The 26,284-nt window shown below is 38.0% G+C and carries 23 protein-coding genes and 4 pseudogenes; 12 read left to right on the forward strand and 15 right to left on the reverse strand.

From position 1 onward, the window contains the following. Positions 1-135 (reverse strand): annotated as a pseudogene (locus tag FTT94_RS13500) (IS6 family transposase); the annotation flags it as partial. Positions 136-315: 180 nt separating this feature from the next. Between FTT94_RS13500 and FTT94_RS13505 the strand changes: the two are divergent. After that, a complete protein-coding gene (locus FTT94_RS13505) occupies positions 316-774 on the forward strand; it encodes a DUF523 domain-containing protein (protein WP_077170035.1) in 459 nt (152 codons plus the stop codon). Between the two features lie 126 nt (positions 775-900). On the opposite strand, the gene FTT94_RS13510 is transcribed toward FTT94_RS13505, so the two are convergent. Then, a complete protein-coding gene (locus FTT94_RS13510) occupies positions 901-1,689 on the reverse strand; it encodes an aminoglycoside adenylyltransferase domain-containing protein (protein ID WP_038350081.1) in 789 nt (262 codons plus the stop codon). Between the two features lie 277 nt (positions 1,690-1,966). On the opposite strand from FTT94_RS13510, the gene FTT94_RS13515 reads away from it, so the two are divergent. Further along, positions 1,967-3,111 (forward strand): IS3-like element ISAba14 family transposase gene (locus FTT94_RS13515; RefSeq protein ID WP_099046175.1). Its coding sequence is split into 2 segments (ribosomal slippage): positions 1,967-2,231 and positions 2,231-3,111, totalling 1,146 coding nucleotides; the frame shifts between segments, so codons are not numbered across the junction. A gap of 172 nt (positions 3,112-3,283) precedes the next feature. Here FTT94_RS13515 and FTT94_RS13520 read toward each other — a convergent pair. Further along, entirely contained in the window at positions 3,284-3,505 is a 222-nt protein-coding gene (locus tag FTT94_RS13520) for a helix-turn-helix transcriptional regulator (RefSeq protein ID WP_004658364.1), read from the reverse strand. A 194-nt stretch (positions 3,506-3,699) separates the two neighbouring features. Here FTT94_RS13520 and FTT94_RS13525 point away from each other — a divergent pair, with 194 nt between their 5' ends. Next, the gene (locus FTT94_RS13525) at positions 3,700-3,951 is read left to right on the forward strand and encodes a hypothetical protein (RefSeq protein WP_004658363.1); all 252 of its coding nucleotides are present in this window, start codon (positions 3,700-3,702) and stop codon (positions 3,949-3,951) included. A gap of 252 nt (positions 3,952-4,203) precedes the next feature. On the opposite strand, the pseudogene FTT94_RS13530 reads toward FTT94_RS13525, so the two are convergent. Continuing rightward, a pseudogene (locus FTT94_RS13530) lies at positions 4,204-4,347 on the reverse strand (antitoxin HicB); the annotation flags it as partial. Between FTT94_RS13530 and FTT94_RS13535 the strand changes: the two are divergent. After that, positions 4,347-4,571 (forward strand): annotated as a pseudogene (locus tag FTT94_RS13535) (efflux RND transporter permease subunit); the annotation flags it as partial. The pseudogenes FTT94_RS13530 and FTT94_RS13535 sit on opposite strands and share 1 nt — an antisense overlap. 84 nt (positions 4,572-4,655) lie before the next feature. Here FTT94_RS13535 and FTT94_RS13540 read toward each other — a convergent pair. Continuing rightward, the gene (locus tag FTT94_RS13540) at positions 4,656-5,543 is read right to left on the reverse strand and encodes a cation diffusion facilitator family transporter (RefSeq protein ID WP_127800877.1); all 888 of its coding nucleotides are present in this window, start codon (positions 5,541-5,543) and stop codon (positions 4,656-4,658) included. Then, positions 5,530-6,261 carry a transglutaminase family protein gene (locus tag FTT94_RS13545; protein WP_005245162.1) on the reverse strand — a complete coding sequence of 244 codons (732 nt, stop codon included), beginning with the start codon at positions 6,259-6,261 and terminating at the stop codon, positions 5,530-5,532. The genes FTT94_RS13540 and FTT94_RS13545 overlap by 14 nt, the downstream gene beginning before the upstream one ends. A 79-nt stretch (positions 6,262-6,340) precedes the next feature. Between FTT94_RS13545 and FTT94_RS13550 the strand changes: the two genes are divergently transcribed. After that, the gene (locus FTT94_RS13550; protein ID WP_005245163.1) at positions 6,341-6,754 is read left to right on the forward strand and encodes a Cd(II)/Pb(II)-responsive transcriptional regulator; all 414 of its coding nucleotides are present in this window, start codon (positions 6,341-6,343) and stop codon (positions 6,752-6,754) included. A gap of 41 nt (positions 6,755-6,795) precedes the next feature. On the opposite strand, the gene FTT94_RS13555 is transcribed toward FTT94_RS13550, so the two are convergent. After that, positions 6,796-7,995, reverse strand: a complete 1,200-nt coding sequence (locus FTT94_RS13555) for an integrase arm-type DNA-binding domain-containing protein (protein WP_005245164.1) — start codon at positions 7,993-7,995, stop codon at positions 6,796-6,798. 642 nt (positions 7,996-8,637) lie between these two features. Here FTT94_RS13555 and FTT94_RS13560 point away from each other — a divergent pair. Together FTT94_RS13560 and FTT94_RS13565 are read left to right on the forward strand one after the other, a co-directional pair. Then, positions 8,638-10,020, forward strand: a complete 1,383-nt coding sequence (locus FTT94_RS13560) for an IS200/IS605 family accessory protein TnpB-related protein (RefSeq protein ID WP_168370265.1) — start codon at positions 8,638-8,640, stop codon at positions 10,018-10,020. Positions 10,021-10,050: 30 nt separating this feature from the next. Beyond that, positions 10,051-10,269: a hypothetical protein gene (locus tag FTT94_RS13565; RefSeq protein ID WP_000550047.1), complete on the forward strand. Its 219-nt coding sequence runs from the start codon at positions 10,051-10,053 to the stop codon at positions 10,267-10,269. A gap of 144 nt (positions 10,270-10,413) precedes the next feature. Here FTT94_RS13565 and FTT94_RS16925 read toward each other — a convergent pair whose 3' ends face one another. Genes FTT94_RS16925 through FTT94_RS13580 form a run of 4 tightly spaced genes read right to left on the reverse strand, consistent with a single transcriptional unit; the run spans position 10,414 to position 16,562 of the window. Further along, entirely contained in the window at positions 10,414-10,521 is a 108-nt protein-coding gene (locus FTT94_RS16925; protein WP_372551473.1) for a hypothetical protein, read from the reverse strand. Positions 10,522-10,581: 60 nt separating this feature from the next. Next, on the reverse strand, positions 10,582-13,782 hold the full coding sequence (locus FTT94_RS13570; RefSeq protein ID WP_127800785.1) for a site-specific integrase: 3,201 nt from the start codon (positions 13,780-13,782) through the stop codon (positions 10,582-10,584). A 4-nt stretch (positions 13,783-13,786) separates the two neighbouring features. Further along, entirely contained in the window at positions 13,787-16,126 is a 2,340-nt protein-coding gene (locus FTT94_RS13575) for a hypothetical protein (protein WP_127800787.1), read from the reverse strand. After that, complete coding sequence (locus FTT94_RS13580) at positions 16,113-16,562, reverse strand: hypothetical protein (protein WP_127800793.1); 450 nt, start codon at positions 16,560-16,562, stop codon at positions 16,113-16,115. Before FTT94_RS13580 ends, FTT94_RS13575 begins: the two co-directional genes overlap by 14 nt. 317 nt (positions 16,563-16,879) lie before the next feature. On the opposite strand from FTT94_RS13580, the gene FTT94_RS13585 reads away from it, so the two are divergent. The 3 genes from FTT94_RS13585 to FTT94_RS13595 all read left to right on the forward strand — a co-directional run bounded on the left by FTT94_RS13585 (position 16,880) and on the right by FTT94_RS13595 (position 18,263). Continuing rightward, positions 16,880-17,047 (forward strand): YhfG family protein, encoded by a 168-nt coding sequence (locus tag FTT94_RS13585; RefSeq protein WP_000946583.1) that lies wholly within the window; start codon positions 16,880-16,882, stop codon positions 17,045-17,047. Between the two features lie 12 nt (positions 17,048-17,059). Then, positions 17,060-17,656, forward strand: coding sequence for a putative adenosine monophosphate-protein transferase Fic (locus tag FTT94_RS13590; RefSeq protein WP_179990952.1), 597 nt, complete (start codon positions 17,060-17,062; stop codon positions 17,654-17,656). A 349-nt stretch (positions 17,657-18,005) separates the two neighbouring features. Further along, positions 18,006-18,263: a hypothetical protein gene (locus FTT94_RS13595; RefSeq protein WP_004726728.1), complete on the forward strand. Its 258-nt coding sequence runs from the start codon at positions 18,006-18,008 to the stop codon at positions 18,261-18,263. Positions 18,264-18,838: 575 nt separating this feature from the next. Here the strand turns inward: FTT94_RS13595 and FTT94_RS13600 are convergent. Both FTT94_RS13600 and cml read right to left on the reverse strand, forming a co-directional pair. Beyond that, positions 18,839-20,044 (reverse strand): ISL3 family transposase, encoded by a 1,206-nt coding sequence (locus FTT94_RS13600; protein WP_020753573.1) that lies wholly within the window; start codon positions 20,042-20,044, stop codon positions 18,839-18,841. After that, positions 20,037-21,302: a CmlA/FloR family chloramphenicol efflux MFS transporter gene (gene cml, locus FTT94_RS13605; protein WP_020753574.1), complete on the reverse strand. Its 1,266-nt coding sequence runs from the start codon at positions 21,300-21,302 to the stop codon at positions 20,037-20,039. The genes FTT94_RS13600 and cml overlap by 8 nt, the downstream gene beginning before the upstream one ends. Positions 21,303-21,848: 546 nt before the next feature. On the opposite strand from cml, the gene FTT94_RS13610 reads away from it, so the two are divergent. Both FTT94_RS13610 and FTT94_RS13615 read left to right on the forward strand, forming a co-directional pair. Beyond that, positions 21,849-22,154, forward strand: coding sequence for a helix-turn-helix domain-containing protein (locus tag FTT94_RS13610; protein ID WP_000366814.1), 306 nt, complete (start codon positions 21,849-21,851; stop codon positions 22,152-22,154). Beyond that, positions 22,154-23,419: a type II toxin-antitoxin system HipA family toxin gene (locus tag FTT94_RS13615; RefSeq protein ID WP_000934717.1), complete on the forward strand. Its 1,266-nt coding sequence runs from the start codon at positions 22,154-22,156 to the stop codon at positions 23,417-23,419. The genes FTT94_RS13610 and FTT94_RS13615 overlap by 1 nt, the downstream gene beginning before the upstream one ends. 606 nt (positions 23,420-24,025) lie before the next feature. Here FTT94_RS13615 and FTT94_RS13620 read toward each other — a convergent pair. Beyond that, positions 24,026-25,624, reverse strand: a complete 1,599-nt coding sequence (locus FTT94_RS13620) for an alkaline phosphatase (RefSeq protein WP_000964377.1) — start codon at positions 25,622-25,624, stop codon at positions 24,026-24,028. A gap of 163 nt (positions 25,625-25,787) precedes the next feature. Next, positions 25,788-25,898 (reverse strand): annotated as a pseudogene (locus FTT94_RS13625) (IS5/IS1182 family transposase); the annotation flags it as partial. Positions 25,899-26,284: the final 386 nt, after the last annotated feature.

The raw sequence follows: 26,284 nt of genomic DNA on the forward strand, positions 1-26,284 counted from the left end.
GGAGTGATCGACATTCACTCCGCGTTCAGCCAGCATCTCCTGCAGCTCACGGTAACTGATGCCGTATTTGCAGTACCAGCGTACGGCCCACAGAATGATGTCACGCTGAAAATGCCGGCCTTTGAATTGATAAATTTTCTAAACAAAAAGGATCAAACTAATCTATAAGCTTTGTGGGTTAGAAAAAAAATAACTCACTTTGCATTGATCATATTTAAATTCTTGTTTTATCCATAGCACTAACCTATTAATTTTAAAAAATAATAGGTACTGGCTAAATAGCAAATCGATACATATCTTTTTCATAGAGGAAATATGATTTTAGTAAGTTCTTGTCTGGCTGGCTTAAAGGTACGTTATAACGGGACGCATAGCTTAAACGAAAAAATCGAAAAATTAGTCAAAGATGGAAAAGCTACTATGGTATGTCCAGAGATTCTTGGCGGTTTATCAACACCACGCGAACCTGCCGAGATTTCGGGAGGTAATGGCGATGATGTCTTAGATGGAAAAGCCTGTGTAATTGAAAAATCAGGAAAGGATGTGACTTCAATCTATATTGAAGGGGCATATAGAACTTTAAAAAAAGTTCAATTATTAAAAGCTACTCTGGTAGTGCTTAAAGAAAATAGCCCTTCATGTGGTAGTTCAATGATTTACGATGGTCAATTTAATGGGAATAAGATCTATGGCAATGGAGTTACCTCCGCTTTGCTTAAACGTCATAATATAAAAGTCATTTCAGAAGAAACTTTTTGGCAACTTTTACCCTAGTTCCTCCGCTTTTATTTAAAATCTTCATGCAACTCCAACCACGCCCCCCTTTGCAATATCAAGTCTCTTCGGTATTTAGAGATATAGTGAGGTAATAATCTAAGAAGCATATCCATTACTTCCACATCAGTTAAAAAGTAGTGGTTCAATTTTATGCTGTAATTCTTTAACAATTTTAGCAAGCTGATCATGTAAAACTAACCAACATTGCTCATGACCTTGCCCAATATATTCATCTATTATGAGTTGCAAAATGTCTTGATCTATCTGACTTAAGAATTCTAAAAACCATGTCGCAGCAACATCCTTGGCAACTATTGTTTTATGATCTAATGTATAAGCTATACGGCATAGCGCTAAAATTTGATTACATTCATCCTGATCGTCTTTCCAATGAGCAATAATTTGTGGATAAGTTTTTTGCATGGCAAATATTAATTGTTCATAGCTAATTGGATTTAACCAATCGCAAATATCAGGTCCAAAGATAGTAATGTTATGTAATTGGGCAGTTTTAAGTAAAATACTAATATCTGGATCAGATTGACTATAAAGTAATTCACCTTTGAGTAATTCTTCTCTCAACCACTCGCCATATTGTAGCTGATATGTATATGGATGATTTTTATTGGTAATACTCCCTTTTTCTAATATCGTAATTTCTAAGGCACGCGCTGTAGCATGACCAATCGGAACAGATATATTTAGAAAATTCTGCGCTAATTGTTTTCTTTCCTGATCGGTAATTTCACGTTCAATAATAACTAAAATATCAAGATCACTTTTATGTTTTAAACCACCATCAACATACGAACCATATAAATAAATAGCATAAAGCTTATCTTTAAAATTTTTTTGTAAAAGCTGTTTTACACTTTCAACTTGGCGACACTCTTCATCATTTAAGCTTTGCATATGATTTTTAATTTAAAAAAATAAGTAATGAATTCATAGAGCATTATACAGAATAAGTGTAAATAATTTAATCAATTAGTAAATAACATACTATTTTTACAATATATTTACTTTCAATATAGAGTTTAATACATAAAACTCTATCAATCAAAAAAAGCTTGAAACAACATCTGAATAGTAAGAGTCATTTCCTCCTCACTTAGAGATGGATCCGGAAATTTGAACAACTCCTATAAGTGATACTCTGCTCCTCAAATGATGTTATAAACATCAATATATGGAGTATTTTATGGCACGTAGACCAAGAAGAAATCATTCAAACGACTTTAAGGCTAAGGTAGCACTTGCTGCGATCAAAGCAGAAAAAACACTTGCTGAATTGAGTTCTGAGTTTGATGTTCATCAAAACCAAATTATTGACTGGAAAAATCAATTGATCTCAGCTTCCTCACAAGCTTTCGATCAATCAAAAGCTCCATCAGAACCTCCCATTGATCTTAAAAAGTTACATGCAAAAATCGGTGAGCAGGCATTAGAAATTGATTTTTTAGAAGGTGTGTTGAAGAAACTGGGCCGCTTCAACCACAAAAGTTAATCGATCACTCACTTCAGATTTCAGTATCTAAACAAGCTAAGTTACTGAAAGTCTCTCGTGGTTGTTATTATTATCGCCCAAAACCTGTTAGCTCATCAGATCTGAAGCTGATGCGATGTATTGATGAATTACATATGCAATATCCTTTTGCAGGCAGTCGTATGATGCGTGATTTGTTGAATCGTCAAGGGCATCATATAGGACGACGTCATACACGTACTTTAATGAAGAAAATGGGTATTCAGGCGTTATATTGCAAACCAAATTTAAGCCAGGCTAATCAAGCTCACCGTAAATATCCATATCTGCTCAAAGGATTGGCTATTCAGCGCAGTAATCAAGTGTGGTCTACTGATATAACGTATATCCCTATGGCAAAAGGCTTTGTTTATTTATGTGCTGTGATTGATTGGCATAGCCGCAAGGTACTTGCGCATAGGGTATCGATTAGTATGGAGGTGGATTTTTGTATTTCGGCTTTAAATGAAGCGATTGAAAAATATGGATCACCTGAAATATTGAATACAGACCAAGGCAGTCAGTTCACCAGTGATGCATTTATTGATGTATTGAAATCAAATGGCATTCAAATCAGTATGGATGGTAAAGGTCGATGGGTAGATAATGTGATGGTTGAACGATTATGGCGGAGCGTTAAATATGAAGAGGTGTATCTCAAAGCTTATAGCAGTGTCACAGATGCGAAAAAGCAATTGAGTGCATATTTTGAGTTTTATAATCTGAAACGACCTCATTCGAGTCTAGACAAAATGACACCAAATGAGTTTTACTATGATCAGCTACCCCAACAAAACAAGGTGGCTTAACTAGAGCGGAATATCACTTATAAATACGCTTTTAGTTGTTCAAACAAGTGGAACCACCTCTGTTTGTAATGATATTTTATAAAATTCAATATTAGATCTGCAGAGAAAAACTTATCAAACTAAGTATTGGCTAGTCTTTTTCTTCGAAAAACTTATCAAACGAAGTATTAAGTTAATCTTTTTCTTCAACTTCTTCCTTAAACTCAAACAAATCATTCATCGTACAGTTAAAGTACTTACACAACTTATCGGCGACTGGTAATTCAATACGTACAGCACGGTCATAATACATACTTGTGAGCGTGTTGCGATTGATACCTGTTGCATGCACCACTTCACTTAATTTTAAAATTTTTCTATCGCCCATGAGGCTAGATAACTTACAAGTAATCATATTTAAATTAATTTACAAAAAATAACTTGCTGTGGGTTATTTGAAGTTGTTGACTGAGTAATACTTTGCTAAAATTAACCTACAGCAGGCTATTACAACTTATAGAAAGTATATTTTATCCATTTCAACTAAATTATAACTTTTTAAATATAAGGATTGAACCTGCATTAGATTATTTTGTGGAGATGACCGCCGTGTTACCAAATGAGTTATTGATCAGCCAGCAAGCTCGTGACTTAGGAAATCAATTAATTAAAGAAATGAACATCAATAGAAGTTATGGAATGGCTAATTTTCTTGGAGTAAATACTTGCTATGATAATCATCAGGCTGTACTTATTTGGACATTTCAACTGCTTGAAAGGGAACCTGCCTTAAATGAATTAGCAGAAATTAAAAAATATTTTCTTTTAATCTTTCCAGATAGTGTTTATCAATTAGCCTAAGTTGTTTTTAAAATTAATTTATTAAATAAAAAGCACTAAATCAAAGAAAGCTTTATTTAAAAATACCTATTAATTCAAAAACATACCATTTACTGAATATATGAAGCATAGGTTCCTGCTCTATCACTCACTCGTACTAAAATTACATCGCTCTTTTTACTGATACTAAACAATTTATGTCCACGCCACGTTCTGCGGCTTCGAGGGCTAGTTTTTGTTGAACCACTGAGAACAAGGACAACAAACTGCCTACTATATTTTCCCGGAGAGTGGTGTAGGAACTTTTTCATTATTGCTAATCATATCAGCGACAACATCAGCAACGAGCTCCTCTATTCCTGAGAATGCTTTAGACTGATCCGCATCAAGCCAAGACAATGATGGAAACTCAGCACATCATTCGTTTAAGACCTATTTTAATGACGGCACTGGTCGCAAGTTTAGGTTTTATTCCAATGGCGTTAAACACTGGAATTGGTGCAGAAGTACAACGACCACTAGCAACAGTTGTTATCGGCGGTATTGTATCTTCTACAATTTTAACTTTGTTTGTATTGCCTATTTTATATCAATGGGCGCATGGCTCTGAGAGTAGCAAACAGCAATCCGACGAAATTTAAAATCAAAAAAAGCAGCTTAATTACTAGGTTATGCCTAATTAAGCTGCTTTTAATATTGTATGCCCAACATTTTATTGATAAAGCTTACTGCGCTTCATCCCGACAATTTTCATTTAAAAACTCAAACTCTATCGTTGTATGCGATAAATGATAGGAAGATAATTTAGCTGCAACTTCTTGTTTAAGCCTAATTAATTCTTTAACGTCAAAGTTGTCACTCAGCTCAAGGTGCGCTGTTAAAACGTGACTTTCACCATCTAGTGACCAAAAGTGCATGTGGTGGATACCATTAACTTCAGGAAATTCCATTAGTGATAGTTTAATACGCTTTTGAGTCTCTTTATCGGGTGCAGCTTGAAGAAATAAAACGAGTGTTGATTTCAGGTTTTTGAAAACATTAAACAAGATGAACAGCGTGAACCCTATTGATAAAAGGGGATCTAATATCGGCAGTTCAGCGAACAACAGTACGATAGAGACTATAAGAACGGCAACCCATCCAAGTACATCTTCAAGAAGGTGCCATGTCAGCACTTTCTCATTTAATGTTTCACCCGCTTTTAATTTTAATACAGCATATCCGTTAACGGCAACGCCGAGTATCGCTAGCCCTAACATCCCCTCGACTACAGGCATTTCAGGATTGGACAGCTTTGGAATTGCTTCAAATAAAATCCAAATTGAGCCAATGATTAAAACAATACTGTTTATCAATGCGCCAAAGAGAGTAAGTCTACGATAACCATAACTAAACTTATCTGATGCTTCTTTATCTGAAAAACGACTTAAAATCCACGCAAAACCTATTGAAAGACTATCACCAAGATCGTGAACTGCATCTGCCATTATCGCCGTACTGTTAGTGAGCCAACCACCTATAAATTCGATAATAGTGAATGTCACATTAAGGAAAAATGCCCAACCAATACGGTCATCTTTACCATGTTGATGACTATGATTATGGTTGTGCATTTTGTACCTCTAGTACTTTTCTATTTCTTAGTTTTGATACATTCATATTAATCAAGTGACGTATCAAGCGTTGATATATCCAGCGTTTGAACCCCGACAAGTTAGTCCCTTTTTCGAGATAGAACTCATCAGGGGAATCATAAAGCCCAAAGTCATCATGAATACCTTCTTTTTGAATATAGGTATTTTCTCCACGCCAATCTGTATCTGGTGATGAAAAGCACTTTGTTGCAACACCATAACCACAAAAATCATCTTTTACTTGGTCAAATTTCTCCTGTAGAGAGCTTAAGTATTGCTCATCCAATATAAAGCCCTCTAAGTTTATCCAACGCCCTTCAAAGTAAACTTCTACCCAACTATGAATGATGTATTTAGGTGCTAACCAAAATACATAGCTTGGGATAGCACCTTTTTGTAGTTGCTGGTCTATGGTAAACCCATGAAATCGGCATTGAATGCCTAGTCCACGCAATAGTGCCATTAACAGATTACCCTTAGTATTACATTGTCCATAACCATCTGCTAGCACATCGCTTGCTGCAATATCATCGCTTTCATTATAACCAAAGAAAATCTCATCTTTTACAAACTGATAAGCGGCACCAATTTTGTTGAAGTTATCCAAGTTTTTCCACCTACGTTGATCGATCAAGGATTGGATATCTTTGTGTTCAAAATTAACGATATTCGTATTGTTTAAATATTTCTCAGTCATTTTTTATATATCCTTTTCGTTGCATACTTATACTATAGACTCTATAGTAACTATAGAGTCAAATGTCTGGGGGAAATTGATGAAAATAGGCGAATTGTCAAAAAAATCGGGCTGTTCAATACAAACGATTAGATATTATGAAAGAGAAGGATTACTGTTAAATCCAAATCGTTCAGAAGGTAATTTCAGGCTGTATGATAGCAAAGCACTTAAACAATTGGAATTCGTAAAGCATTGTCGCAGCCTAGATATATCACTCAATGATATTAAACGTCTTATCGAATTAAAAAATAAGCCAGAAGAAAGCTGCTCTAGCGTTAATGCATTAATTGATCAGCAACTTGCACTAGTGAATAAACGCATGAAAGAATTAAGGGCGCTTAAAGCTGAATTACAACAAATGGCTAGTGCTTGTGGTTCGAACAACCCAACATACTCATTATATTCTGCTGACCATGTAACACGGCAAGTATATTGTTTACTATCCATTTGAAACCCCATAATGTTTTAAGTCTATGTATAAAAGTACGATTTTCACTTAGCAGTACTTAAATAATCACCCCACCACTGCATCATTTCAGTCCGCTGGGCTAAATAGTCAGCGTGATTATAGCTGGCACGGGTACGGTTCTTATCAATATGTGAAAGTTGTGCCTCAATCCAGTTATCCTGGAACAAACCTGAGTCATTCAAAATGGTACTAAAAGTGGAACGTAGTCCATGAGAGGATAATTGATGTTTTCCATAGCCCATCTTACGTATAGCCATATTTAATGTATTAAAATGAATCGGTTGATTATGTTTCCGTGGGCTAGCAAAAATGTACTTTTCACCGTATGACCATTGCATGACGTCTTTTAAAATATCTAAAGCCTGATCTGAAAGTGGAACTAAGAAGTCGGGAATCTCATGGCCTAATATGACTTTTCGTCGAAACTGTTTAATATGCAAGGCAGGTATTTTCCAGACTTTTTCATTTAAATCAAAATGATGAGGCTCAGCCAATAACAATTCAGCCCCTCGCACGCCAGTATGTAATTTGAACAGCAGTGCTTTTTTAATAATCGGATGGGCATCCAATTTTTGTAATTTATACTTAAAATCAGATATATCCTCCGCTTTCAAATACGGATAATTTTTCTTGATTTTACTGTTAATGGCGATTTTATTTAAACCATGCGCGATGTTGAATTCACAATAACCCATCGCTACAGCGTAGTCATAAATTTGGTTCAAATAACTACAAGCTTTCTTGACAGGTTCTTTTACTTGGCGTCCCTCTATTTTTTTGATTACTGAAACCAGGTCATAACGCTTGATGTTTTGAAAAGGTAGATCCTGAAGGTCTGGATAAATATCTTGCTGTAAGCATCTTTCTGCTAACTGTAGTACACCACAGCGGGGTAGATCGTTGAAGGCATTTTTCAGTTTGAACTGTAACCACTCCTCCCCGACCTTACCAAAGGTGATGACATTAGAGGCAGTATCTTGTTCAAAACAGAAATCATTGTCTTTAAAGTCATCTCTGACTTGTCGTGCCTTTTTCAGCGATAAATCAGGATAACGACCTAACTGAATGCGTCGACGTTTTTTAGTTTGTGGATCTGTATAGCGATAGCACCAAGATTTTCTTCCACTCGGCTCAATCTTCAGGCTAAGCCCATCTTCATCGGATAAAAAACTGGTTTTTTCCTTACAATGAGCTTGGCGAACTTTAATTTCAGTAAGACTCATGGAATTTAAATGAAACCTAACAATGGGTTGATTGGATCAATTATATCAAAATAGAACGCTTTATGTATGATGCGTACACTACGCATCATATATATTTGTAATATATTGTTTTATATATTTAATATTTTAAGTATTTGTATTTTAGTAACCATTATAAGTACCACCTCTTCTTTAAGTTCCCAACAACTCACTTTTTCTGTCATCAATGTTAAATAAGTCTTGTGCTTTAAATTCTTAGATGACCTCCTCTACCCTTTATTATCATTTTTATAAAAGTAACTATATGTACTCATTAAAATTTGTAGAGCTCAAAAACAAAAAAGACCGCTATATAGCAGTCTTTTAACTTAATTAAATAATAATTAATTCATTTTCATCATAAGTGCATAAGCATCACGTTTGTTTTGACGCAATGATTCTATCTCGGACTTCGTCAGCTGTTTTACGAGAGTAATTAACTATAACTAAAAATATAGACAAATATTTGCATAAGTTCTCATTTTGTCTATGTCGATTCAGTAGTGGCAAGGTGGGTATTTATTAGAGATTTAAATGATTATCTTTTGTATTTTAGGTGAGTGTCTTGGTATATTAGCATCCATATCTATTGATTATCCAATCCCTTAACCTAGGCATGACTTTGTGAAATTAACACGCATCCACCATTGTAAAAACTTGAATGTGCAAAAGTACAAACAGCTTGAGAAACAAGCTGTTTTACTTGGTCGTATTCGTAGCGAGGTGTGGGCTAAATATGGTGCTATTTCAGGTTTGAATATCAGTGACAGAGCTATTCGTGATGCGTGGATGAAAGAAAGTCGTGACTTTGGTGTTTCTGCAAATGCGTGGAAAGAAACGCTACGTGATTGCATAGGTGATATTAAAGCCTATCGAGAAGCATCAAAAGACAAAGTAAAGCAGGCGATCCGAAAACGCACCTCCTGTAATAATGAACAAAAAAGACTATACACCTTGCTTAAAAAAGATGAATGGATGACTGATAATTTCCTCCATCGTCAAATGCGTAATCACTTTAAGCATGGTGTTAATCACACACATAATCAAATTATTGTTCGTGCGGATATGTGTAAAACTTTTGAGTTAAATGGTCAATGTTGGCTTAAAGTGCCGAGTCTAGTCCCTCGACAAACCATTAAAATTCCACTAAACACCACTGTTGATTTTGCGCCACAAGGCACACTTAGAATCATTCTAAAAAACGGTAATGTTGAAGTTCACTCAACTTATGATGCAGTTGAAACACAGGATTGTGGTCAGGAAACCGTAGGTGTTGATAAAGGTTATTCAGAAGCCTTTGTGGATTCTGATGGTGAAGTATATGGCAATGGTTTAGGTAAATTGATCTCAAGTGAATCAGACTACCTAAATCAAAAGTACAAACGTAGAAATAAGCTCAGAGCGATTTCTAAAGCCAAACCGCACAAGAAACAGAAAATTGAGTTAAATAATCTAGGTCGAAAAAAACTAGATAAGCGACAAGATACTCAAAAAGCAAAGCTCAAAACATTAATATTTACAGCAACTCACAAGTTGGTTGATAAAGCCAAAGTGATTGTTGCGGAAGATTTAACATCCCCAATTCAAAGTAAACGCAACTATGGCAAAAACACCAATAGACGCTTAAATACATGGGCTAAAGGTTTGTTAGCTAATGCCCTAACTTCTATATCTCACCGTAGAGGTTCTACGGTGCATCTAGTCAATTCTGCATATACTTCGCAAAGTGATTCTTTCTTGCATGGCCTTTTAATAGGTACACGTAAGGGAGATCGTTTTCACCGTTTCAATGGGGAAGTTGTGCAAGCTGATTGGAATGCTGCGAGAAACGTGCTTGCAAGATTAAACGACAATGAGATAAGTCGTTATACGCCTTACAAAACTGTAAAGCGTATATTGCAAGAACGGACTGACCGCTACAAGTCGGAACTGACCGACTCAGGCTCTAGTTACACGCTTGGCAACAAGACATTAACAGAGTGCGAATTAGTCCTTGAGTATGTTTGAATACATTTTAAGGAACAGTAGGATAAAAACATGCACTTATTTAAATTAACTGACGAACAACTCGCACAAATTCTTATCCCGAAACGATTTGTACCACCTACTCCACCTGAACATGAAGGCAAGAATATGGTCTATGTATTTGATAGTGAGGATAAGTTTGAACTGACTTATGATGAGCTGGTGGAAATCATTAGCAAAGCTAGAATGGCTGGTCCGAAGTTGATACCTGTCTTAGGCACCGTGAATTAAATTGTGCAGTGTTCGCACGCCACTTGAAACATAACTTGATTGGAAATGAATTTGGGCTGAGAAAAATTCAGTTCAAATTTAACCTGACGGGCACACTAAAAAATGGGTAATTGTCAGATCGAGTTTGGACTACAACACTTTAGCTCATCGATTTACCATACCGCTAATCTTCACACCATTTTCGTAAATCCAGCGATCAAACTGTGATACTACATTCCGCTTATTAATCCAAGTCAGCATGGTGCTTTTCATAAAGGCAGTTTACTTATAAACAGGGAAATTTCTAAACAATTCCCCTTTAACATGCTTAGGCTATTTGATCCAGAGTTCATCTTTTTGCATCATTTTTAACATTAAATTAAATATAACCAGCGGAGTAACATTTTTTTTGTTAGAGCCGACAACTCTTTGAAAACTAAATTTAACGGTTCGCTCAGGAGCATCCAAATTAACTGGGTAGTTTTGTTTTTCTAAATACAGATGATCTCCTAACATTGGCTCTATACCAGTAATAAAATTAACAATTTGTTGCTCATCACCTTTCATTCGGCATTGAAAATGTAGAAAATTCTTACGCAGTTTTCCAAATAATAATAATATTTTAAGCGCCTTAACCATGTTCTTTTCTTTCAGTGCATCTTGCTGCCTATCATCTTTATAATGAAAATCAAGGAGAGGAATTATTTCATCTGGACGAGTCAGTTTTTTAGCCTTTTCGTAAAGTTCATCAAACCAACTCTCTTCTAAATTCTTACTATAAACATAATTCGTTTTTAAATTAAATTTTTGGCGATCCATCCATTTAGTGCTCATCCATTGACATCGTTGCATCCATTCTTGAGCTTGGGTATCTTCGCTTAATCGACCTTCTCTAAAACTTATCAAACGTTGAAAAGGTGTCAGAGTACTCTTCTCTATACTAAACTTCTTTTCTTGTCGGCCAGCCATCGTAACTGGCTGTGTTTGCTGATAAGAATTAAACCATTTCTGCTGCTGAGTATAACGATTTAGGTTTATGTAGTCTGTACTTGACTTCACTGGACTAAAACACTGTTCTAATACTTTTTTTGAAATGATACACGGCGAATTATAAATTCGATCGACTGCTAATAAATCCAAAACATGAAGGTAATTTGAAGCCGTTTGCTCAATACTGCTATGCCCCATCCAAGAGGCGAGCACCTGCCATTTATGTTGAATAATCTCTTCTTGAGCACGTGCTTTCATACCAAACAATAAATCCCTCATCTTTTTTGCTTTTACCCAAGGACAATCTGTGTAGGTCTTGATCATTTCTTTTGAACCGAGCAAAGTTATTGCTAGATAGTTAGCAGCACTGTGGCGTAATGTATGAAAACTAAAGCCATGATGCATACCTAATATTTGACTAAACAAATCTACTGTAATTTTGCTGATACATTGATCAGTTAATACACGATGATTCACACTAAAAAGTAGATCATCCTGCTGATTAACCAAATATTGCTCATAACGATGTTGTATGTAACGTTGTACTACTAAAAACTCATGTTCTGACAATGCAATTTTCAATGGTATTTGACGATTCGCACTTCGCGTTTTCAGACGGCGATATGAATTGTCTTGGATATGAAGCGTGATATTATTAAAAACTGTATTTTCTTTTTCTTTATAAAGTAGCTCTGGGCAAATAATATCTTGTATTTTAAGACAACGAACTTCATTTAATCGAAGTCCAGTTCTATAACTTAGTAAATACATCAGCTTTAAACAACTCAGATGATCGACCCACTCTGATGCCGTTGGCTCTTGACTTAAATTTTCTAGTTTTTCCAATAATTTGCCAAATAGCAAAGGACTCACTAGCCGTGCATTGCAAATTTGTAAATGCTTAAAACTTGAATTCTGTAACACCAATACCCCTGGAGCATCATAATTCTCTATACAGAATTGATGAAAATCTTTTAGGCGACCAAAACGGTATTCTGCGCTTTGGTGCATCTTACGAGAGGTTTTTCCTTTCACCGAATCTCGTTGAACTGCTTTTTCATCACGTTCACTGCTGTATTTCAATAGCTGCCGATATAAATCCTCATAGTCATCTATGGATTGTTGCTTTAAATCTAATTTATTGAGCCAAATCTCAAATATAAATTCTTTGCCAAACGATCCTAAGTAGCTTTCAATAGTTGATAATTGAAGCCCTCGTTTTTTTAAATGCATTAACCAGTGAATTAAGCGTAGTTGAGCATCAATTAAAGACTTTTCCTCCGTATTAGCATCAACTATCTTCTCCTCTAACACCCTTCTAGTTTCTTGCCAAAAACGTAGCGTGCGTTCTTCTTTATTCCTCTTTTTATCTAAACGCTCAACTTTTTGACCTTTACGTTTCTTTTGACCAAACAACATCAACTCATACGGAATCGTTTGTAATTTGCTTTGAACAGTCGGAACTTCAGGAAGTAACTGCTCTTGTTCAAAATGAATAGGGCGATTATCTGGTTCTGTGACTTGATTGTAATCATTATTCCACAGCAATCTAAATTCGGATGGCCTTAAAGCAACAGTATTAATCTCTTGCTGAAGCACATTACTCAAAAATATATCTATGCTGAGGTTTGGATTAAATTCGAGTACCATTTGCACATCATTAAATGCACGAAATCCACGGCGTTTAATTTGATATTGCAGATCCCCAAGACTTTTTTTCCTGCCTATCTTACTCAAGCTTTCTAAAATACAATCTTCAACTGAATGTTGCAGACAAAATTCTTTCTGAGCAGCTTTCAACTTTTTTAAATATTGCAAAATGAACTGCGCATATGGGTTAAAAAAAACATGTTTCCATTGGTACAACTTTCCCTGTTCTACATCGTTGCCATATTGAGAGTTTTCAACACGATAATGTAGTAACAATGGATTAGTGATTTTTTTGTAGTCCGAATGGTATAACCGAAAACAATTCAGATCTGTACCAAGCTCAATGGCCTCCTGCAATTGCTTCTGAATAGCAATCAAATGCTGTTCATCTGCACAGCCTGAAATATATATAAAACTTAAGCATAAATTTCCCCATAAGTACTTTGGTTCATTCCAATATTCAAATGAATCTTGCCAATACTGCCTTAATTCCTTAAGTACATGGATATGTAGATGCCCCTGTTCTAACCGTGACTCTGTACTCTCAATTTTTCTAGGCAGTACGATCCGTTTAGTATGTGGATTTAGCTTAATTCTGTATGATTTTTTATCTACATTCTGGTTGAATTGCTTCCTTCTTTTATTAAATTCATCTTCAGTAAATTGCATCAGTTTTGATTGTTCGTCTCGGCTCAACTTTTGACTCAAACAATCAACACTATCTTTAATGTCATGCCATTTTTCAGCGATCTGCTGATCAAGTTTTTGCTGCATTTCTTTCGTCAATACTTCAGGTGGAGAAGGCTGTCTATCTAGCGACTTTTTCACCATTTTATGAATATCAACAAATAGATCATCTAGTTGTGGTTTTATTAGTTCTTTGATTTTTTGCATACAACTATTTTCGCTCTAAGTGTTTAATCGATAAAGATTTGACATTATCTTGCAATTGCTGGCGGGCTTGCTGTACATAGACATTCGGGATAAGTGAAGAATGCGGATGAAAAGCCTCTCGGTCACGTTGGTCATGACCATACAGGGCCTGAATTAAGTGAAAAGCTAATGCTGGTTTACCCTCTTGCTGCTCATGCATCAAAAAGTTCATGTCAAAATGACGTAACCAATTCGAATACATATTCTTTGGAAAGACTCCTTGCATATATGAATTCACCCATTTTCTCGATAAAGGGATTAACTTAATTTTCCTGCTCTGCCATTCTTTGACAGTTATCGGCAAGATATCTTTACTAAAAATGACCTTACCAAAAAGATCATTTACAGTTATCTTCTTCTTTGCAAAGACTTGTCTAAAAAATGAACCGTACGCTTCAATAATTTGTTCTAAAAAGGCAGTGTAATTTTGCAGTGTTTTTATGAAAAAATCAGATAAAGGGATAAAACGACCATCTTTTCTTGCTTTACTATTTTTTTTATCATTCACATATAAAAGCTTGAGCTCAACACAATAATCATCCAAATTCCCCAACAGGTTTTTTTTAGGCCGACTTGCCAAACTCAACAAACTGATATGCCACATCCAACACGCATATGCATTAAGTTGATTAATAATGTGCTTATCTTCTTGGATGTTTTCGTGACAATGTCTATGTAAAATATGGAATTGCTCTTTCACAAAATTGGGTTCAAGTGCCAGTTGGCTCCCTATCCTTCCTATAGATAATGCAGATTGCACTTTGAATTGTTGTTGCAATATTTTTAGTTCAGCCGTGTCTTCAGTAAAATGTGTGGAATGTGGTGTAAGTGCTTTTTCTAAAAAGGCTAGATATGTGCTACTGAGTTGAGTTTTCGGTAGCCCGCCATAATAGATACCAGGCATGTGATGCTGACTATCCCGCCCAGCAATTACATGAGCAAGATATTCATTATATGTTTCATAATATATATGAAAATATAATTGAGCCTGCAGTTTTTCTACAGTGATCGAACCTACAAACCGATTATCAAGCCAATTCTTAAGTTTCGTATTAATGTGTGTTGATGAAATTAGTGGATTCGATGCTTGTTCTATATAGTCAAACCAAGCAGAAGGTAAATGTAGTTGATGTGTCATCACTTCATTCCACCGCACATGATTTAAGCTCTTAATCTTCTGCTCTGTAATTTTAAGATTTAATTTGAGTAAATATTCGCGACGTCTACTTGAACCATTCTGGATCAAAATTCCATCTTGAATAAGCTCGTTAAAATCCATCAGTGCGACGGGTGATAATCCCGTCAAAAGTGACAATAAACATGCTGCAGCGATTGCAGCATCCCTCCAGTGCCCGGATAACTCGGTTCTCAACACATAAACAATTTGCTTCAGTATATCTGGCGCCAAATAATGTGGATTTGTAACAAAAGGAGCATGACGGCGCTGGCGATGCCGCATTAGATGCGTCGCATTATCGCTGAGTATATAATTTAAATTTTTAGACTTTTCATCTTCTGAATAAAACTCCATTTCAGGATCTAATAGATCAACTTCACCCTCTTCATCTTTGTGAAGAGCGGCATCATAAATACTAATCTTTGCGTTATGTCCAATATCTACTTGCTTACCCGTTTTAATTTCACGAAATTTTTTGAGTTCATTTTTCGTCGGCCATTGCAAAACTTTGCTTTTTTTTGACTTACGCTGACGATGAACTACACGACGATCATCTAGTCTTTTAAAAATTATTAATAGAGCCGATAAATACTCTATGACTTGTACTTGTTCGAAATCTTTAATATTAAAAAGTTGATTACGATCCTCTTTTTTCAAATTACGTTCGTACGTGACATAACAATTTAGCAGCTTACTACATTCATGAAATAATTCAGCATGATTAGAATCCAGCACATATCGTGAGACATAGCGTAATAGGTCACAAACATGTTTTTGCTTATTCTCAGCTTTATCAATTTTTGCAAATTCTTGATACTGCCGATATGTTAAAAAACTCGCTTGTAGAATCAAATAACGTTGCGATGACAGCTCTTGTGTATTACTAGAATCTGGACATGCAAAAAAACTCACAGCAGCTAAAAAAGAATACTTACCGATCTGTCTGGAGCCTGATATATAGCTATAAATTTGTTGTGCTAATTTGTATAGAGCGTAGACATCTTTATACAAATCATCTGATAGATCGACAAATTGTGTATTTACAATATCATCACGTAATAGACAATAATCTTGTTGATATTTTTCTGCTAAATCTAAGAATTGCTCTTGTGTTTCAATGTTTGGCATATTCATTTTCGCTTAATATTTTTATCACGTTGCATTGTTTAAATTCATTGTGATCAGAACGATTTGGTAAAAGTTGATCCTTTATTGAATTCTTTGTTAGCTTAAAAAATCTTGCAAAAAATTTAGCATCCAGTTCTTTCTGAGCTTTTCTTTCAAAGCACAAGTGTTGTTGTGATTTTTCGATAAAATCATCAAGATTATGTATCAACTGTAAGATTGCAACATAATTAGAATGCACACGTAAGCCTGGCTCCGTTTGCATTAATAGCAATATTTTTTGCCAAATTTTCACATAGATTATTTTGAACTTTGCTTGTACTACTACTTTCTGGCTCTGTTTAATCTTTTTGATTTTCAGTAGTTCTGAGTTAATTTTTACTATCTTAAATTGAACATTTTGTCGCTCAAAGCAAAAGGGCATGATAAATTGCCCCATAAATATCTCTATATTTTTTACTAAATAGTCAAATTTTAACATTTTTATCGATATAAAAAATGAGCATATCTTTGTATATTAAAATTCATTTAATTTATCAACTAAATTTTCTCAAAATTACAATTATCAACAAATACATATGGTTTACTTATCATGGGTGGTCTAAATTTTAAGAATTCTTCCACTTTTTTTTAGTTTTCTGTTATTACATGAAACAATACCGTTGTATTACATTTTAGAAATGCTGTGTATGCAGCATTGATCAAAAAGATTCTCTGCTATACTTACTTCACGTGTAGCATCAATGGAGTTTCGAAATGCTCAGAACCACTGAACAGAAAAGAAAATATATTCAAGCGACACGTTCGCAAAACTATCAAGCCAGCCTAAAGCTTGAAGGCATTACAACGACAGCTCAAACAACTCAACAAAGTAAAGCTGAAATCTTGCAAAAATATAAGAAGTATTCGCAACCCGAATCTTAGTCAGGTGCATGTATGGATAAATATGGGGAAATGGGTGACAGCCTGTATTGTTACCCTGGCACAAATATCCTAAAGAACAAACTCAATATTCGTGATGAACAAATTTTAGAACAAGCTGAACTAGAACTGTCTGGATTGGCAAGTAACTTAATTGAATATGCTGAACCACCTTACGACTTACAATACTTAAAATCAATTCATGCGCAGCTCTTTGGCGACTTATACGACTGGGCAGGAAAGTTAAGACAAATCGATATTTCCAAAGGTGACACCCGTTTTTGTAATTTTTCCCGTATTGAAATTGAAACCAATAAACTACTCAAACCGCTTCAAGAAAAAAAATACTTTCAAGGCTTAGCACCACAACAACTGATTCCTCAACTTGCCGACTTGTATTGTGAGCTTAATGTCATACACCCATTCCGTGAAGGTAATGGACGTACACAACGGATTTTCTTTGAGCATCTGATTGCTCATTGTGGTTATGGTATTGATTGGTCTCGCATTGACTCTCAACAACAATGGATTCAAGCCAATATTGAAGGTTTTTATGGTAATTTAAATCCATTAATTAAGATTTTTGAAATATGCTTTATTCAAAATACCTAAAATTTAAGTAGTCGAAGCCCACAATCCTTAATGAGCCATCATCTTTGCTTCAATCCACTGATTAATTTCCCAAATAAACCAACAATCACGATTCTTAGAAATCTTAATACTCTTCGGGTAATTTAGGATCGTAATATTCAGATTACTTATCCAGAATTGAATAGATCGTTAACTTAGATAGACTTTTAAGCAATGTAACTTGCCGCATGTTTATCAACATATGTCTCAAAAAAGTCTGCCCATACATAGATTTATGGTGTTTAGTGCTTAAATTTCAGATTAATCTTCGTCTGATGACCTGAATGGATGTTACAGATTACATGCAGGTGAATTACTCTGTGGCTGTATCATGGCTTTTGTGCAATCCAATCCATTTGATCCGAATGTTCTCTTTTGCAATAAAGCAGCCTCTTCTGCTTTTCCTGAACCAACGAACTATGTCATTGATTTGATTCAACCGACAACAGTGATGCTGAATCAAATCTCCAAAGAAGGGATTAAATGCAAGAAATGTGGTAAGAAAAAGATAGGGGATGGAAGTTATTATCCGTCTAATTGGAACCAGCCCATGAGTCGAGATCAGTTGAGTAAGAATCATTTTAAATGAATAAGAGAAGGATGGCTTACCTCACTTCTCCGAATAACAATGCTATGCTTTTCAACCAAGGTTATAAATTGGCAACTACATTTCATTCTTCTTCATGCTGGTCCTATAGCCTGTAGACAATTACTACATCATTTGCATTCAATGCTCAATACAGCCTGTCAGCAGAACCGCAGCGATACTTTTTTTCGTGCATACATGTAGTGTTTAAATCCATTCATTTTTCAATGATCCTCTGCCGTTTATCACATTTATGGTCGATCTTTAACCTTGTGAAAAATGCACATACCGATCCCTTCAAACTGTCAAATTTATGTATGCATGACATTTAAAGAAAATTATCTGATCAATTTTTTTAGGTAAAATTCATCAAGAAAAAAGTTATTATTATTCATAACATCACCAATAACCACATAAAAACAATAATTTAATAAATTATTCTTCCAATTTTTTTATATTTAGTGTTATTACCTCTAAATCCATGTTTACCACCTTCTATTACATAAGTAATTTAGAAGTATCCACGATATAAATTGCTTGCCCTCACACCTCTCCCCTCTCACGCCCAAAAAATTAGTTCATCGCACTTTGCCGGGAAATGCAGCACGGATCTTGAGGAAGAAGTAGTCCGTGTCGCGGTATCCATAGGCCATCCGCTTAATGACTTTGATCCGGTTGTTCATGCCCTCCAGCACGCTGGTGTTCAGCCGGTGGAGGGCACTGGAAACGATACCCTCCATATATGGCTCCAGCTTCTTGGCAAATCGTACCAAAGCATCAATTCCGCTACCGAGGGCCATGCCGGCCCATTCCCGCCAGGCGCTTCTGGCCGTCGTCTCGCTTTCCGCAAACCATAGCGTCTTAAGTTGGTCCTTGAGCACGTACACCGTAGTCAAGAACGCATTGGCGGCCAGGAGTTCGTCCAGCTTGACCGCCTGCTCGGGCTCAAGGTTGTCAGCATTGCGTAACAGTATCCAACGGCTGCTTTTGATCACCTTGCGGGCGACCTTGTCATCTCGCAGTTGATTGGCCTGATCAACTCGCACTCTATCCATCACTTCGCGGCCATACTTAGCCACCACATGGAACAGGTCGTAGACCACCACCGCGTTGGGGCACTGGGCCTTCACTTCAAGATCGAAGGCTGAGTTCATGTCCATGGCCACTGCCTCGATCTGGTTCCGGGCATCGCCTAACCACTCGAAGAACGGCCGGATCGCCTCACGCGAGCGGCCCTCGCCAATCCACACCACTTGCTGGGTGTCGGCACAGGCGACCACCGTGGCGTAGCGATGACCCTTGTGCAAGGCGAATTCGTCCATCATCAGGCGGCGCAATCGACTTCGATCTGGCTCGTGCAAATCACGTTTGAGCCGCTCCATGTCAATAGTCTTGACTGTATGCCAATGCAAGCCCAAAAGATTGGCAACATGACTGACGGGCAGCATCTGTACTAATTTCTCAATCCAGTTGCGCAATGATTGCGTAATACGGGAGCGCGGTGGTAGCCAATCGATCCGCTCTCTGGTTGGACCGCATTGTGGACAACGCAGCCGCCGCACAGGTACATCCAACTCGACGCGATACTGCATAATTGGTGACTCGCGAACTCGGCGCCAATTGATGTCATGTACCAGGAAACAAGGGCAATCGCATCGGCTACAAATTGGCGTATGCTCCTCGTCGTGTGTAAGACGGATCAGCAAAGTCTGTTCATCTAGAAGCCCATGAGACGCTGGCGAAAAGCCCTTCCAGAACAGGCTCCAAACATCAGCGCTAGTCATGATCATGGACCGATTGCGCGCTATCGGTGCCTTGTAGCGCCAAGGCATCATGTTCTTCTTGGCTGAGATGGCGTCTGTTGGGATTGATGCAGGACAGACAAAGCACTGCTGTTGCGAGGATGAGGCAATAAGCGATGATCGGCCAGGTGGTACCAGTCGATAAAAGCGTAATAATGAGTGTCCCGATAATCCCTAACAGTAGTCCACCCAAACAGAAGTAGACTGCTGTAGCGGTCCCAGCGATATGATCGAAACCTCGAAGAGCGGCATTGGGTGCCACCGATACCGCAGTGGCGATACCAACACCCACGAGCCACATCGGGGCGATGAAGCCAAGCACCGAGACCGGTGCCAATGTCTCGCCAACAGCGAGCAACAGCGCTCCCGCCATCAGACACCCCATTCCCACTCGTAAGGTCTTCAGGCTTCCCCACCGGGGAATCAGTCGTCCCATGATTCGCGCTGTAGCCATCATAGCGATGGCCACTGTAGCAAATAGCAAGCTGAAGCTAAGTTGCGATAACCCTTGCCTCCCCATCATTAGCCAGGGGGCGGTCGAGAAAAAGACGAAAAAGCTGCCCATCCCCGCGCTGTAACAGAGCGTGTACAGCCAGAAGTTCAGGTGTTTCACAGGAGTCAATAGCTGCGACCACTGTAGGTCTGCCGTCCGGTGCCGCCGAGTCTCTGGCCAGAGTCGCCAGGCTGCGATAACAGCGCCTATCATTGCCATCCCTAGCAAGCCGAAGATTGCGCGCCATCCGAGCCACGCGTCGACCAGCGCTCCTAGCAGTGGGCCTATCGCAGGAACCATCGCAAGCATAGAGCCGAGCAAGCCATAGATGACGTTGCTTTCCTCACGGCCCGAATAGATGTCGCGTACCGTCGCGAAAGTGGAAACGAGACATGCCGAAGCGCCGCAGGCCTGAAGAACGCGGAAGCTCAGAAAAAGTTCTGGCGATGAAACTACGGTGAGGCCGAATGAAGCCGCAATATAGGCAATCCCGCCACCAAGTAAAACGGGGCGGCGACCCAGCCGATCCGACAGTGGGCCGAAGAGAAGCTGTCCGGCTCCAAGCAAAACCAGGTATGCCGTCAACGTCAGCTGGATCGTCCCTGCACCGGACCCAAGTGCATCCGCCATGAAAGGCACCACGGGCAGGTACATATCCATGCCCAGTGACGCCAGCAAATCGAATGGTGATAACAGCAATAGCGTGGCGGGAAGAGAATACCGCCAAGAAAAATCTTTTGAGCGCACGAAGCCATCTCCTTAAGTTAAGAATTTGGCGGCGCTCTTGCAGAGCAACTAGGTTCTTGAGAACGCCGCAACAACCGAAAACGAAGGTTGCTGCGGCTTACTTGTCTGCTTTCTTGGTAGCGCTCATGTGCGGGTTATCTCATGGATGAGTCCATATCGTAACAATCTTCACGCTAAAGTGCAAAGAACCAAAAAATTTATACTGAAAGGCAGATTAAGCCCGTTCGAGTTACATATAGCCGCATGCTATATTGAAAGCATTAAGAAAATATCCTCAATATTTATAGGATTTTTAAAGTATGAACTAATTTTCGAAGAACCCTTTCTAAGTAATGTGACCTATTAGGAAAAATGAAAATACTGAAATCTCCGTATCAACAATCAGTCAAAGTACATCCTGATGATTTTCTGTAACCGATACCCAAGGACTATACCTACCCTTCTGATGTGCTGTGCAACAAAGCCCTCCTTAGCCACACTATAGCTATAGATTAATTCCATTATTTTGTGATTTAATTAAATTATTCATTCTTAAGACCCAATTTAATGGATTTATATTTCACTAAACCAGAAGAAGTTGTGACTCTTTTAGGTGAGCGTTTACGTAAGCAACGACTCTTTCTGGAGATGTCTCAAGCTGAGGTAGCAGCACGCGCTGGTGTCGGCGTGAATACAGTTTCGAATCTTGAAGCGGGACGAAATGTATCTGTTGAAAATTTAGTCCGTATTGCAATGGTCTTGGGTCGATTAAACGAACTTCAGGAACTATTTAAACCTCAGCTTAACAGTGTGAATGACATTCTTCGCTATGAGAGTCAAAGTAAGCGCCACCGTATTAAGAGGAAGGGATAATGCTCAATAGACTTAATGTTTATTACAACGGTTGGGGCGAATCATGGTTATGGGGAACGCTGATTAGTTCAACAGCCACGACAGGTAGACCCACCATTGCTTTTGAATATAGTCCAGAAGCAATACAGCAAGGTGTTGAGCTCTCTTCTTACTTGCTGCCTTTAAAAGGTCTACCATTCAGACAAGGTTTTCCTACTCATCAAATGGGACTCCCAGGTCCAGTCTATGACGCTTTACCAGATGGTTGGGGCATGATGTTGATGGATCGATATTTCAAAAAAATTGGCTTAAATTCAGCACGAATTGGACCTTTGGAGCGTCTGACCTATATTAGTAGTCACGCAATGGGTGCCCTCTCCTTTGAACCTTGTGTTGCTGACATGCAAACCTCAGAAAATATCCCTTTACAACAACTGGCCCAGGAAGTTCAAGAAGTACTCAAAGGTGAAGGTGGTGAATTTCTACAGCATTTATTGGTCATGGGTGGCTCCCCTCAAGGTGCCAGACCAAAAGCGTTGGTTTACCGAGATCCTGTCAATTTAGAGTTTTCGACTCAAGATTCTGATCAACATGAAGCCTGGCTGATTAAGTTTCCTGCTCAGCAAGAGCATCCTGAAGTCTGCGCCATTGAAGCCGTCTATGCAGAATGTTTGCGACTTTGTGCAATTGAGACTCCAGATACCCATTTCTTTAATTTGCCCAATGGTTTAACGGCTTTTGCTTCTAAACGATTCGATCGTCAAAATGGTATGCGGATTCCAATGCAGAGTTTGGCTGCATATACAGGAGCAGACTATAAAGTTCCAGGTAGCCTAGACTATCGCAATTTTCTCCGGGCAACCTTGATGTGTACGCAAGATGTACGAGAAAGATTGCATGCTTTTAAACGTGCTGTGTTTAATGTGCTTTTCAATAATCGGGATGACCATACTAAGAACTTTTCATTTCTCATGGAGAAAAATGGTCAATGGAAATTGGCTCCAGCCTATGATGTGACCTTCTGCGAGGGTCCAGGTGGTTATCATCAAATGGACATTATGGGAGAAGCGCTCAATATTTCCCGAAATGACATACATAAACTCGGTACTTCAGAAGCTAATCTGACTACTCTAGAAGTCGATGAGATCATCTTGACCATGCGTGAAATTGCACTTCAATTTAGTCAAATTGCGCAGCGCCTGTATCCCCATCAAATTCGAGAATCTACCCTACAGATGATTCAATCACGGATTCAACAGAATATTGATTTTTTAACTGAAACCTAAGCGTAAATATAAACTAAGCGCCAACCATCAACTGCAAATAGACTTTGATATAGTTAGTCGCTACATAATCTGTAGAACCTGTGAATTAGCTCTCTTTATAATCACGAATATTAGATGGATCACCGCCAAGATATATTCTGCAAACGTGAAATCACTACATCCAGATCGAAAATCACTAAGAAAAAACTGTCACCAAAAAAAGGTCTGCACTATGGATAGATGCAGACCAAACTCTGGATAACTACCAGCACGAGAAATATGTCGCAATTTTGCATAGACATGAATTTGATAAAATCAGCCCAGAAAGCCAGAAATTCATAAAAACTATTTCATCAATCCCCTATAACTTAATCACGTTCATGGTCGATCTTAAATCTTGTGAAAAGTACTCATGCTGACCTAGCCAAACTGTAAAACTCATGTATTTATAGCCTTTAAATGAATCTTTCAATCGGTATATTTAAGGTAAAAACTAGTAATCAGAAGTTATTATCACCCCCATATAAAACAAGGATCAACTTAAAAACAATAACTTAGTAAATTATTCTTTCATTTTTTTTATATTTAGTGTTATTTTAATGTACTATTCATTGGATATCCCTCTACTTATAAGCCTGTGATCTTGCGAATCAGATGGTTCACTTTAACATTCTCTAAGCTGCCCGAGAATTGCTCTGCTCCCTGCCCTATGGCTTCCAAGAAAACATCAGCCCCGCCATGTGTTTCTTTATCTTTAAAACCTGTCTGAATCACGGCTTCTTGCTGGAAATCATCCGCAGCAGCTCCCGTACACCAACCAGTTTCACTCAAAGGATAAGTAAAACTATATTTCTCACCTTGTTTAGGTTGTGGACCCTGTACTGGATGACAGATATCACTGTCTTTCAAATTGATTACTAGGTCATCCATCCGATTTTGTGTCGGACGCTTTTTGCCCGTACCAAAACCAATAATCGGATAAGGTTGTCCATGAATATCTTTGGCAAAACCCGCACGATCATAGTTTTTAACCAAACCTAGTACACTGGTTTCCTGACCTTGTACATATTTTCCAGTACGCTTGGCATAGCCATTTAAAATTAGAGTGTGATCATGATCTGCAGTTATCACAATCAAGGTATTTTTTAATTCAGGGTCACTTTGTCGAAGTTTTTTAATGGTTGCATCCAAAGCCTCGTTTAGGGCAATTGTATCCTGTAATGCACGCTTAGCATTGGTGTCATGTAAAGCATGGTCTATACGTCCCCCTTCAACCATCAGGAAAAAACCATTTTTATTTTGGGTTAGAATGTCCAAAGCGGCCAACGTCATTTGCTTTAAGCTAGGTTCAGGCAAGTTTTTTTTGGTTCGATCTAAGTCATAATTTAAATGGCTAGTATTAAACAAACCCAATAATTTTTCATTCTTTCCTAACTTCATCTGGGAGAGTTGAGTTTGATCATAGACCACTCGATAGCCTGCTTGTTGCATTTCTGCGATCAAATTCCGTTGGTCTATCCGTTCTCCCCCTTGATCTTTCGGCAGAAATTGACGCTTACCCCCGCCTAGAATCACATCAACCCCATCTTTTAATTTGACGTTATAACGCTGATAGGTATCACCTTGCGAACTTGGTACTAATTGGGATGCTATGTCATTTTCAGCATCACGATGACAAATATGGGCATAAGTCGATGCTGGTGTAGCATGCGTAATGCGAGTTGTTGTGACTACCCCTGTACCCCAACCTCGTGCTTTGGCCAATTCAAGTAAAGTTTGAGTGTCTTGCTTATTCTGGTTCTGAGGATTGGTTCCACATTGATGATTTCCGGCCTGATTTGGTTCTACTGCAATTGTTCCAGTCTGCATGGATATCACTTCATTTTTCATTTTTACACCTGTCATATAGGCACCCATCGATGGTGCGCTATCTGTAACCTGTGCATCTTCTGAGAAAGTACGAACAAATGCTGACTCTGGCAGTTGATCTATCGGCAGTTGGCCATCTTCACCAACAGCATAAATTCGTGCAGCTGTCAGTGTCGTGATACCCATTCCATCTCCCAAGAAAAAAACCACACGGTGGGGCTGTTTTAGTGGTTGTACTGAAGCAGAAGATGATTGAACTAAAGCAGGACTTTGGCAGCCCGTCAAAATAACTGTGCCCAAACTACAGCATGCCAAACTTATTGATTTTTTATTAAATTTTTTCTTATGCCAAAGCATTGCATCGCCTCATCTTAGGATGGTCGAAAAATACGCTTTAAATATTCAATTTACATGACAAATTTATGAAAATATTATTATGACTAATTAGGGTCTGTTGACATTTACTGTGGCTTTGTTGCACAAAGATTTTAAAAGTAGAACTCCCCTAAGCTTCTCAAACTTAAGTGACAACTTGGGTGTGAGGTCTGCCTAAATCCGTAAATTTATTTAATACTGTCACACGAGCATGAATCTCATTCACTTGGCTCTGAAAGTTTCTCGCACTGAGTTTATATGCGGACCAATTCGTTGTACGGTAGATTTTAGTTGCTGGCTTCTTCATTCGGAAATTATATTGCTGAATCAGACCTTACAAACAGCTTTGTGCAACAAAGCCGTCTTTAAGTACTTTTTTTAAAGGAAAAATCATCGACTTAAATCTATATTTCCAACAGTGCCACTTTTATCGCTTTAGCACCTCAACTTATTTAAGTGGCGTAACTTACATAACTTATGCATCCCATTTAAGTGACCTCAGTTATAGTATTCCGTGTCAGGAATTTGTCCACTTATTCCAATGATGATGAGAACTGCAGCATTGACTTAGATCGCCAGTGCTCAGTACTGGCCATCATGTAGCTTTTATCGCTTTAGCGCCTTAACTTATTTAAGTGGCGT

Origin of the sequence: Acinetobacter sp. YH12027 (genome assembly GCF_013420085.1) — a bacterium.
GTDB lineage: Bacteria > Pseudomonadota > Gammaproteobacteria > Pseudomonadales > Moraxellaceae > Acinetobacter > Acinetobacter amyesii.

What these genes read in the sequence shown, in the direction of transcription:
- FTT94_RS13505 (WP_077170035.1), top strand. Translation starts at nt 316, where the DNA reads ATGATTTTAGTAAGTTCTTGTCTGGCTGGCTTAAAGGTACGTTATAAC.
- FTT94_RS13510 (WP_038350081.1), bottom strand. Translation starts at nt 1,689, where the DNA reads ATGCAAAGCTTAAATGATGAAGAGTGTCGCCAAGTTGAAAGTGTAAAA.
- FTT94_RS13520 (WP_004658364.1), bottom strand. Translation starts at nt 3,505, where the DNA reads ATGATTACTTGTAAGTTATCTAGCCTCATGGGCGATAGAAAAATTTTA.
- FTT94_RS13540 (WP_127800877.1), bottom strand. Translation starts at nt 5,543, where the DNA reads ATGCACAACCATAATCATAGTCATCAACATGGTAAAGATGACCGTATT.
- FTT94_RS13545 (WP_005245162.1), bottom strand. Translation starts at nt 6,261, where the DNA reads ATGACTGAGAAATATTTAAACAATACGAATATCGTTAATTTTGAACAC.
- FTT94_RS13550 (WP_005245163.1), top strand. Translation starts at nt 6,341, where the DNA reads ATGAAAATAGGCGAATTGTCAAAAAAATCGGGCTGTTCAATACAAACG.
- FTT94_RS13555 (WP_005245164.1), bottom strand. Translation starts at nt 7,995, where the DNA reads ATGAGTCTTACTGAAATTAAAGTTCGCCAAGCTCATTGTAAGGAAAAA.
- FTT94_RS13565 (WP_000550047.1), top strand. Translation starts at nt 10,051, where the DNA reads ATGCACTTATTTAAATTAACTGACGAACAACTCGCACAAATTCTTATC.
- FTT94_RS16925 (WP_372551473.1), bottom strand. Translation starts at nt 10,521, where the DNA reads ATGAAAAGCACCATGCTGACTTGGATTAATAAGCGGAATGTAGTATCA.
- FTT94_RS13570 (WP_127800785.1), bottom strand. Translation starts at nt 13,782, where the DNA reads ATGCAAAAAATCAAAGAACTAATAAAACCACAACTAGATGATCTATTT.
- FTT94_RS13575 (WP_127800787.1), bottom strand. Translation starts at nt 16,126, where the DNA reads ATGCCAAACATTGAAACACAAGAGCAATTCTTAGATTTAGCAGAAAAA.
- FTT94_RS13580 (WP_127800793.1), bottom strand. Translation starts at nt 16,562, where the DNA reads ATGGGGCAATTTATCATGCCCTTTTGCTTTGAGCGACAAAATGTTCAA.
- FTT94_RS13585 (WP_000946583.1), top strand. Translation starts at nt 16,880, where the DNA reads ATGCTCAGAACCACTGAACAGAAAAGAAAATATATTCAAGCGACACGT.
- FTT94_RS13590 (WP_179990952.1), top strand. Translation starts at nt 17,060, where the DNA reads ATGGATAAATATGGGGAAATGGGTGACAGCCTGTATTGTTACCCTGGC.
- FTT94_RS13595 (WP_004726728.1), top strand. Translation starts at nt 18,006, where the DNA reads ATGGCTTTTGTGCAATCCAATCCATTTGATCCGAATGTTCTCTTTTGC.
- FTT94_RS13600 (WP_020753573.1), bottom strand. Translation starts at nt 20,044, where the DNA reads ATGACTAGCGCTGATGTTTGGAGCCTGTTCTGGAAGGGCTTTTCGCCA.
- FTT94_RS13610 (WP_000366814.1), top strand. Translation starts at nt 21,849, where the DNA reads ATGGATTTATATTTCACTAAACCAGAAGAAGTTGTGACTCTTTTAGGT.
- FTT94_RS13615 (WP_000934717.1), top strand. Translation starts at nt 22,154, where the DNA reads ATGCTCAATAGACTTAATGTTTATTACAACGGTTGGGGCGAATCATGG.
- FTT94_RS13620 (WP_000964377.1), bottom strand. Translation starts at nt 25,624, where the DNA reads ATGCTTTGGCATAAGAAAAAATTTAATAAAAAATCAATAAGTTTGGCA.